Source organism: Leptospira interrogans, from assembly GCF_900156205.1.
Taxonomy (GTDB): Bacteria; Spirochaetota; Leptospiria; order Leptospirales; family Leptospiraceae; genus Leptospira; species Leptospira interrogans.
This window is the reverse complement of sequence record NZ_FTNA01000030.1, coordinates 8,732-18,801: the sequence shown is the minus strand read 5'-3', so window position 1 is coordinate 18,801 and position 10,070 is coordinate 8,732. Positions and strand designations below refer to the sequence as shown.

Here is a 10,070-nt window from a genome sequence, read left to right as displayed (position 1 = left end):
CTTCTATTGGCGCTCGACAGATCGCGTTTGAAACTCAGCAGAACGCTCTCTATGGATCGCGTTCTATATTGAAACTAAAGATAAAATATCGCATTACATTTCTTTTATGCAATTGATTGACCAGGACAGAGAGCTTGGTCCGGCAACGCCGAATTTGCCCTTATTTTATTAGAGTTGTTGAAAAATGAATTCTCCATCTCTGTTTTATGGAAACGCTTGATTGAGTATTAAATTATTGGATTGGGTGATTTATATTATATCTTCCGAGTAATAAAATCATTCTACTTGGAGTAGAATCGATAATTTCACCTTTATTAAACTTTATTTTTACATAAAATAATATTTTAATTTAATAATGTTCGTTAGACCAGCCAACGTCGTTTAGAAAATCGTCATATGAACCGTTGAAAATTTGAATCGAATCGTTATCAAATACAATCAATTTTGTGGCGACTGCGCGGAGATGTAGTTCGTCGTGAGTCACCATAATGACAGAGCCGTCGAATTCATCGATGGCTTCGATAAGAGAATCGCAGGATTGCATATCTAAATGGTTTGTAGGTTCGTCCAGATAAAGTAGATGACAAGGAGTCACTAATATTTTTCCGAGAAGCACCCTGCTTTTTTCACCTCCAGAAAGTACTTTGATTTTTTTCAAAGCTTGATCTTCTGAAAACATCAATCCACCTGCGATCGTTCTGGCCTTCCATTCGTTGCAGGATGGATCGGAAATCATAATTTCTTCTACGACCGTGGAATTTTCGTTTAGATTGAGTTTGTTGGTCTGGCCAAAATAACCTTCTTTTAAAACTGGATGTTTTTTGATCGTTCCTTGAGAGGTTTCTAATTCTCCCGCTAAAATTTTGAGAAGAGTGGATTTCCCTTTTCCGTTTTTACCAATGATACAAATTCTTTCTCTGCTGCCTACGCTGATGGAAAAGTTTTCTATCAGAAACGGTTCCTTATCGTCATAGGAAAAGGAAAGATTTTCTGCGGATAACATTTGATTTGCGTTAAATGGAGCACTGTTGAAATATAATTCCAAATCTTGAATTTTCTCAAGCTCTTTCATCTCTCCTTGTTTTTCTAATTTTTTGACTCTGGATTGGGCTCGGCTCGCAAAACTCGCCTTTGCTTTAAATTTTGCGATGAATATCTCTTCTTGTTTGCGTTTTTTCGCTTCGTTTAAACGAGTCTTTTCGTAGATCTCTTCGGATTGATTGATCTGGTTGTAAAGTTTATCTGTATCACCTTGAACCTTGATTGCCTTGGTTCTATGAATCGCAATTGTATGAGTGACCACTGCGTCCATAAATCCTCTATCATGAGTTACTAATATGATTTCACCTTCCCATTCTCTTAAAAATTCTTCGAGCCAACGGATCGTAACTATATCTAGATAGTTATTGGGTTCGTCTAACATCAGCATGTCGGGCGAAGAAACTAGAAGTTTTGCAAGATTCATCCGAATCTGATAACCTCCGGAAAACTCGTTTGGATTTTTTTCCATGTCCTGTTCGGAAAAGCCCAAACCGGAAAGAATTTTTTCGACCTTCCAGGTTTCGTATTCTTCTCCCTCTGGAAGTCCAAGAGAACATTCCTCTAGTACAGTTGGTTTAGTAAAATGAAGATGTTGTTGTAGATGTCCGATCTTATATCCCTTAGGAATCGAAATCGTTCCTGAATCCGCTTCCACGTTTCCAAGTATTACCTGAAAAAGCGTAGACTTTCCGTGTCCGTTGCGACCTACGAGTCCGACTTTTTCTCCTCGATTGATGCTCAGGTTCAAGTCGTCAAAAAGAACTTTGGTTGTAAATGCCTTGTTTAGGCCGGAAATTTTTATCATCTGAAAACCAAAATTTCAGACACGATACAAGGGTCATTCTAAATGTGATCTATATTTGATTTGAAAAGTCGAATCTCTGCCGTATTATGTTATTCTTTTTGATTGAGATTTTAATTTTAATTCAAGGGTCGTAACTACGCCCATGTTTGGAAAACGTGGAAGTTTTTACCATAACCAACCCTACAAGTTGAAGAGGATTAACGCTCTCTACGGATCGCGTTGTGGGAAGTACGTTCACTGTCGTAATTCCGACAGATTAATCTTGAGATACAACACTTGTGGGGTTGGCTTTTACAGGTCACGGGATTTTATCAGTCAAACTTTGGGTCGTAACTACGCCCATGTTTGGAAAACGTGGAACTCCCGTGAACATTTAAAACAATTCCAAAACGCTAATAGGATGTGATCTGCAGGAATTCAATCATTTTATAATGAACTTATTAAAATGATTGAACCAGCATATTTTAAGATTTTACTCAATAACTGTAAAACAAAGTATCAATATTTTCTATTGAAACAAGGCTTTGCGTTAACCCAATTTTATAGGTATCGGTAGGACAAGTTTTAAACGACTTCGGATGGGTCCCAACAGGTTCTGAAATCTTCATCCAATGAATTAAGAATTTTCATATCTTCTTCCGAAATTGCAAAATCAAAAACTTTAGAATTTTCGATAATTCTTTCCTTTTTTATAGATTTAGGAATGACTACGATTTTTTGTTCTATGGCCCAACGAATCAAAATCTGAGCCGGAGTTTTATCATATTTTTGTGCAATTTTTGCGATCGTAGGGTCTTCTATTTTTTGACCATGTGCAAGTGGACTATAAGCTTCGAGTTGGATTTTATGTTTTTTACAATATTCTAATAAATGAATTTGATTTAGAAACGGATGAAATTCCACCTGATTGACTGCAGGAGTAATTTGAGAATTTTTTAGTAATTCTGTAAGATGGATAATTGTATAGTTACTGACTCCGATCGCTTTACAGAGTTTATCATGGTACAATTTTTCCAATTCTTTCCAAGAATCCATTCTTTTAGAAGTCACTGGAAAATGGATGAGATAAAGATCCACGAAATCGATTCCTAATCTATCAAGACTATTTTCGAGAGCCTTTCTGGTTTTATCCGACCCTTGATCTGCATTCCAAAGTTTTGTAGTTATAAAAATTTCTTTTCTTGGAATTCCACTTTCTCGAATTGCTTGACCTACATCTACTTCGTTATCATAAATTCTGGCCGTATCGATATGGCGATAACCCGCTTCCAAGGCGTTTAAGACGGCTTCTTTGCATTCTTTGCCGGATTTGGTTTTCCAAACTCCAAGCCCTAAAATCGGCATAGAAATTCCATTGTTGAGCATTATCGTTTGCTTAAGTGGGTTCTCTTTGTTGTTCATCTTTGGCTCCTGATTTGATTTTTGATTGTAAAAGGAATAAAACGCAACAACTTAAGAATGAAATTATGAATTTCTATTACTCACCTCTATCAAATCAAGTACCTAAATGTTTATCACAAACCGCCGTTTTATGTAAGTTTGATAGAATCTAATGCGAAACGGATGATGTATAAGGAAATTCAGCAGAACGCTCTCTGCCATAACCAACCCCACAAGTTGAAGAGAGTTTTAAAATCAAAATTGAACTCAGCAGAATGCTTTCTCAAACTCAGCGTCTCGCTTCTATTGGCGCTCGACAGATCGCGTTCTATATTGAAACTAAAGATAAAATATCGTATTATGTTTTTTTCATGTAATTGATTGACCAGGACAGAGAGCTCGGTCCGGTGACGCCGGATTTGCCCCGGTTTTCTTTCGCTGAATTCACAGAATTGATGAAACTTATTGGATTGGGTTTTTTATTATGCAGTTCTTGAATAAAGTAAAAATAAATTCGTAGTAAAATCTGTATTATTCAAAAACGATTCGATAAAGCCCTTGTGTTAATCGCAGTATGGATTTTTTCAACAACTCTAATGAAAAAGCCAAAATAGATTCAAAGATTGGGAAAGAAAAAATAGAAGGAATCTGTTACTTGAAAAAGTCTATACGTTTCGTTCTGATACTTTGAACGGGTTCTAATTTTGGAGTTTGTCATTAGAATCTTTCGTAAGAAAACGTGAGTTCGGCTACGATTCATTTTTTTTGAAAAAAGTTGGATTCAATTTTGCAAATCTTTTCTTTAAATTGTGAGAACTACTACAAATCACGATTTTACGAACAAATTCTAAAATTGTAGGAACTCATATTAGAGTTGTTGAAAATTCCATAGCAACAATTAACAAAACGCTTCAATCGACCGTTTCTATACAACGAAAACCCATAGAGAATTAATTTTTCAACAATTCTATTCTTTTAGGAAATTCTTTCTCATTTTTTTGCATCGAATTCACATTAAAAAAGTAGTAGTTCCCACATTTTTTGATAGATGATGATCTTTCTTTTGGGATGAAAAAAAGTATAGAACAGAATTCGTATGAGTTCCTACATTATAACAACTCCGGTTTCATGTTTGAATTATGATTACGAAGTTTAATTCCCGTTAAGGTTTGTTAGGCTGGATTGTGAGAACTCCCACATTTTCGGGAGATTACAGTAAAACTTAGAAATTGTAGGAACTATCACGCTTTCAGTGGGTAGAAATTATAATTTTCTTTTAGATATTGAGACAATTAATTCATTTTATAAGATTAGAATATTCCGTTTATCAGTTGATGTGGGAACCCCCACATTTTCGGGAGATTACAGTAAAACTTAGAAATTGTAGGAACTATCACGCTTTCAGTGGGTAGAAATTATAATTTCCTTTTAGATATTGAGACAATTCATTTTATAAGATTAGAATATTCCGTTTATCAGTTGATGTGGGAACTCCCACATTTTCGGGAGATTACAGTAAAATTAAGAAATTGTAGAAACTATCGCGTTTTTGTTTTAAACGATCGATTACAAGAAGAGTAACGTCATCGTCAAACTTAGGACGGTTACAAAATTCGATACAATCCGAAATGATTTGAGACGCTACTTCCTTTGAGGTTTTAGAAATCGACTTATGAATTGAAAGAGAAATTAACTCTTCGTTATAACGTTTGGTTCTGTCTTCAGAATAATGTTCCGAAATGCCATCCGTATATAAAACAAGTCTGTCGCCGAAGTCGAAATCAATCAAGTTCTCCTCAAAAAAAAGATCTGGAATTACCCCTATCAATTTGCCCTTTGTTTCTAAAGAAATCAAGTTGTTGGTAGCGTTTTGTAAAAGTAAGGGATGATTGTGTCCTGCGTTGGAATAAAGAATTGTATTTTGATTGGTGTTGATTACACAGTAAAACGCGGTTACAAAATTTCCAACCATCTTATTATAAAGAGCGTGATTGAGTTCGGTAAAAAATTGAGAAGGACTAGAAAGAATTTCTTTGTCGTAAGTGGAAATGATCGTATTCATCATCGCGGCGATTACAGAAGCCGAAAGGCCGTGACCGGAAACATCCGCGATTAAAAAACCGGTTCGTTCTGGATCTAATCTAAATATATTATAAAAATCTCCTCCTACATTCGAATAGGGAATATACTCTGCGCTAACTTCCAAATTTTTTATATAAGGGATTGTAGTTGGAATAAACTTAGACATGACTTCTCTGGCTCTTTGCAACTCACGATCCGAATCTATTACTCTGTGAAATAGATCCGCGTTTTTAATCGTCAGAGCAAGCCTATTGGCAACCGTGTCCAACATTTCCAAATCGTTTTGATGAAACGCAAAGCCTGATTTTTTACTATTAACACTAATAACTCCTAAAAGTTCATTTCTGTAAATTAAAGGAGAAGAGATGAGAGAGTTTGTTTCGAACTTATATTTTGCGTTCTTATCGTAACGATTGTCTTCTTCTAAGTTATGTATAAGAAGACTTTTCTTTTCTTTGGCGACCCAACCGGCAACACCCTCTCCAAAAGGAACTGTAATTGTTTGAACCGCTTCTTTGGGAATTCCTTTGGCTGCTAAAATTCTTAAGGTTTGGTTTGTATGGTCCGCAAGATAGATAGTTCCAGTTCTTGCTTCTAAAAATTCTAATATTCTTTGTAATACCCAATTTCCTAATTCATGAATACTTTTTTCGGAGACGATTAGTTTTTCAAATTCATAAAGAAGAGAAAGTTCTAAAATTCTTTTTTTGAGATTCTCGTGAATCTTTGCGTTCTGGATCGCTATTGCAGCCACTTCGGAAAGAGAAGTAAGATAATTTAAATCGGAGGAATCAAAAGAACGGTTTTGCGTTTTATTTAGAATTTCAAGAGTTCCGATCACTTTATTTTCCACAAACAAAGGAACACATATTAAGGAGCGGGTTCTATAACCAGTTTTTTGATCCCAAGAAGGATTGAATCTAGAATCCGAATAGGCGTCTTCTAAGATGATCGTTTTTTTCTCTTTGGCGACCCAACCCGCGATTCCTTCTCCTAAATTTAGGCGTCCATATTTTTGAATGATTTCTCCTTTTTCACCGAGAGCTACTTCGCAGTATAAAAATTCTCTGGTTTCATTTATAAGAAATAAGGAACTAGCCTCTGCTTCTAGAAGATCTTTAGAATAAAGCATAATCAAAGGTAAAAGTTGGTAGAGATCTAAGTTTGCGGTAAAGATCGTACTGACATTTAAAATACTTTTTAGTTTTTGAAATTCTAAAACGGTCTGGGGCATAGATATTTGCGTCAAGACTAGAGCGAACAGAAGGATCGTCAAGGGTTTGGAAGGATTTGAAAGAAAACGAAAATAAAAAGGAAAGTCTTACACACAAAGAAATTGAATTTAATAAGAAACTTTAAGAAATTTTTTAGGTCTATAGATCATGGAAAATCAAATCTCTCGTTTTCTTATTTTTCTTACGGTATTTACGCTCATTATAGGGCTGGGTTATACGTATACAGGCTTTCGTTTAATTCCAAATTTAAGTACTCAAGGATGGATTTCTTGGTTAGGGTGGACTCTGATTGTATTGTTCACCTTAAGTATTCCAGTGAGTTATTATATCAGTCTGACTTCTAAACGAGAAGGAATTCAAACCGCGTTTTCTTATCTAGCGTTTACTGGACTTGGTTTTTTTACGATCTTATTCAGTTTGGTATTATTGAAAGATATTACAACTGTGTCTTTTTACGGACTTACTAAATTTTTTCCAAGTCAGAATGTAATAGAAAGTGAAACCGAAGAATTGATACAAAGAAAAGAATTTTTAAATAGGGTTTTAAGTTTTTCGGTTCTTGGGCTTGCGGGAGGGTTGACTGGAATTGGATTTTATCAGGCGCATAAAAAGCTAAAAGTGATTTCGGTAGAAGTAATAGAAAAAAATTTACATACGTCCTTAGACGGATTTAGGATTGTTCAGATCTCTGACGTTCACATTGGACCTACGATTAAAAAAAGTTTTTTAGAATCCGTAGTAAAAAGAATCAACGAACTGGAACCGGACTTGGTAGCGATTACCGGAGATTTAGTAGACGGGCCTGTAAGTAAACTAGGACATCATATTACACCTCTTGGAGATCTAAAATCTAAACACGGAACCTTTTTTGTAACCGGAAATCACGAATATTATTCGGGTGTACTTTCTTGGATTCGGGAATTGGAGAAACACGGAATCCGAGTATTGTTAAACGAAAATAAAATTTTAGAACACGGTAAAGCTAGTCTGACTCTTGCGGGAGTTACTGATTTAAAAGCGGGGACGATTCTGGAGGAACACAAAACAGATCCGTATCGTGCAATGAAAGGTGGGGAAAAAACAGATTATAAAATATTACTCGCTCATCAACCTAATAGCGTCTTTGAAGGGGCGGAAGCTGGATTTGATCTACAGTTGTCCGGACATACCCACGGAGGACAATACTTTCCGGGTAATTTACTCATCTATTTAGCGCAGAAGTTTGTAGCCGGACTTCATAAACATAAGGACACTTGGATTTATGTGAGCCGTGGAACCGGATATTGGGGACCACCGATACGACTCGGAGCACCTTCTGAAATCAGTGTGATTCAATTGAAGAAAAATTCTTAAGAGTTGTCCAAAAACCTCAAAAAATTTTACGCGATAATTCTTTAGAAATTTTTAATAAAATGTAGTAGTTCCTACAAATTAAGTCGTATTTGGCAATTTGTGAACTTTCGAGCGGTTCTAAACTCGTTAAATTTTCATAGTAGTTCCTACATTGGACGGTTTTAGGACAAGTTTCTAAGTAATATTTCTAAAATGGATTTTTAATTTTGTGATGGCCGCAAAACAGCGGTTTTGTGCAAAAATTTGATTGGACGACGTTTCTTTTTGATTTTAGAGAACCTCTGTTAAAATACAAATCTTTTGAAACCCAAATTGGATTCCGATATAAAAACAAAGGAGGCGGCGATGGTACTTTTCGGAATCGATCGAAAAATAATCTTCGCGTTAGGAGTTGTTTTACTTTTGTTTTTTGTATTCTTAGATTGTGGAAAAAAAACAAAGGAACTACTAAGAAAGAAAACGTTAAAACTTCGAATTTACAGAAAAAAAATAAAGAAGTAGAGTTGGAACCGGATTTAAAGGAAAGAAAATTCTTTCAAGAAGACGCACTAGGCCAACCTAAAAAATACGTAGAAGAAGTAGCGGACTCAGAACCGAATCGACCTTACCGGGAGGAAACTAAATCCATTTCCGCTTATCTGGGAGCAACCCCAGGATGTAAAAATGGAAACTGTAAAAGTGGACAGGGTATATACGTATACGATACAGGAGAAGTATATTCCGGAACTTTCAAAAATGATAAACGACATGGATACGGAAGGATTCAATACAAAGATGGGGATTTATATTCCGGGTATTTCCAAAACGATAAAAAAGTGGGAACCGGAACGTATCGATTTGCAAACGGAGCCATATTTAGCGGAAGGTTTTATGACGACGGAGAAAGCGCAGAAGGTCATCTGATTGTGGGAAAAAGAAAAAAAGAATGTTCTATTATCCGAAACAAACTAAGTTGTCACGGGTAGAAATTTTTGCTCGATTTTAAGTTTCAGTGTTAGGTGGTAGTCTTAGTTTATAGCTCCATCAAAAGAGTCTTTATCAAATCCGAAAATAATAATCTCAAAATCAAATTTTCGAATAAAATCTTAATTCTATAACTATCATTTAATAAAAATTCTTTTGACTATTTTAAAAATGAAGCTATTTTAATTAGAACTATATAATAAAGTAATCAATCTAATTGTTTACATTTCAATCGACCGTTTCCATGAAACAGAGATGAAGAATTCATTTTTTAACAACTTTAATCCTATGGATTTTGTATAATAAAATAGTGGCGAATCCAGTTTTGCCGGACCGAACTCTTAGTTCTGGTTGATAAATTGCATGAAAGAAACGTAATGCGATATTTTATCTTTAGTTTCAATATAGAACGCGATGAATATGGGGAAATGCTTACAAGTTGAAGGGGATTTTAGAATTAAAATTGGACTCAACAGAACGCTCCAGTGTCTTGCTTTTATTGGCGCTCGAAGTAACTCAATGTCTCACTCCCTGAACTCAATGCATCGCCGCTCTGCCATAACCTACCCACAAGTTGAATAGGATTTTAGAATCAAAATGAACTCAACAGAACGGGCTTTCTATGGATCGCCGTTCTGGGCTCAAAAAGGCACATTTTTCAAGTGTTCCGACAAGGATGAGTCTTTTTACTTGCAAAAAGTATATTTTTCGGATAGAGAAAAATTTTCCGAACCTTACCGCACCCACCCAAAAATAGGGAAAACTCAGCACAACGCTTTCCTCAAACTCAATGCATCGCTTCCTAAGGGTCGCTCTGCAGGTCGCGTTGGAAAACTCAACACAACACTCTCTATGAATCGCGTTGTGGAGTGTAAGTTTTACACAGGATTTGTCGTAATTCCAACAGATTTATTTATATTGAGATCCAAATACTCGTGGGTGGTATAATAAAAGTTTTGCTGAGTTTGAAAGAGCATTTTGCTCCTCAATCGCTTTCGTATTGATTCTATTGAACCTATGTTAATCGACGCTTTGTCACAACATTTACGAACACTTAATTTTTTAGAGATCAGTAAAATTTTTTTCGTAATTGTATGAGTTATTTGTTAAACGGAATATTTAATATTATGAATGAACTTCTGTGAATCTGAATCTGTGGGAACTCTCACAAATCTAGGTTTTGCAGATCTATTTAAAAATGTGGGAACTCT

At 35.5% G+C, this 10,070-nt stretch carries 4 protein-coding genes and 1 pseudogene; 2 read left to right on the top strand and 3 right to left on the bottom strand.

Annotated elements, in window-relative coordinates; all coding sequences use genetic code 11:
• Positions 1 to 349: 349 nt before the first annotated feature.
• From BW942_RS17680 to BW942_RS17670, 3 genes are all read right to left on the bottom strand, one after another.
• On the bottom strand, positions 350 to 1,846 hold the full coding sequence (locus tag BW942_RS17680) for an ABC-F family ATP-binding cassette domain-containing protein (protein ID WP_000590867.1): 1,497 nt from the start codon (positions 1,844 to 1,846) through the stop codon (positions 350 to 352).
• 564 nt (positions 1,847 to 2,410) lie between these two features.
• A complete protein-coding gene (locus BW942_RS17675; protein ID WP_001060166.1) occupies positions 2,411 to 3,247 on the bottom strand; it encodes an aldo/keto reductase in 837 nt (278 codons plus the stop codon).
• 1,489 nt (positions 3,248 to 4,736) lie between these two features.
• Positions 4,737 to 6,542, bottom strand: a complete 1,806-nt coding sequence (locus BW942_RS17670; protein WP_001136707.1) for a GAF domain-containing SpoIIE family protein phosphatase — start codon at positions 6,540 to 6,542, stop codon at positions 4,737 to 4,739.
• Between the two features lie 148 nt (positions 6,543 to 6,690).
• Here BW942_RS17670 and BW942_RS17665 point away from each other — a divergent pair, with 148 nt between their 5' ends.
• Both BW942_RS17665 and BW942_RS17660 read left to right on the top strand, forming a co-directional pair.
• The gene (locus tag BW942_RS17665) at positions 6,691 to 7,896 is read left to right on the top strand and encodes a metallophosphoesterase (protein ID WP_000431263.1); all 1,206 of its coding nucleotides are present in this window, start codon (positions 6,691 to 6,693) and stop codon (positions 7,894 to 7,896) included.
• Positions 7,897 to 8,196: 300 nt separating this feature from the next.
• A pseudogene (locus BW942_RS17660) lies at positions 8,197 to 8,861 on the top strand (hypothetical protein).
• Positions 8,862 to 10,070: the final 1,209 nt, after the last annotated feature.

Bases quoted from the DNA above. Each gene is read 5' to 3' on its own strand.
- BW942_RS17680 (WP_000590867.1), bottom strand. From the start codon at position 1,846: ATGATAAAAATTTCCGGCCTAAACAAGGCATTTACAACCAAAGTTCTT.
- BW942_RS17675 (WP_001060166.1), bottom strand. From the start codon at position 3,247: ATGAACAACAAAGAGAACCCACTTAAGCAAACGATAATGCTCAACAAT.
- BW942_RS17670 (WP_001136707.1), bottom strand. From the start codon at position 6,542: ATGCCCCAGACCGTTTTAGAATTTCAAAAACTAAAAAGTATTTTAAAT.
- BW942_RS17665 (WP_000431263.1), top strand. From the start codon at position 6,691: ATGGAAAATCAAATCTCTCGTTTTCTTATTTTTCTTACGGTATTTACG.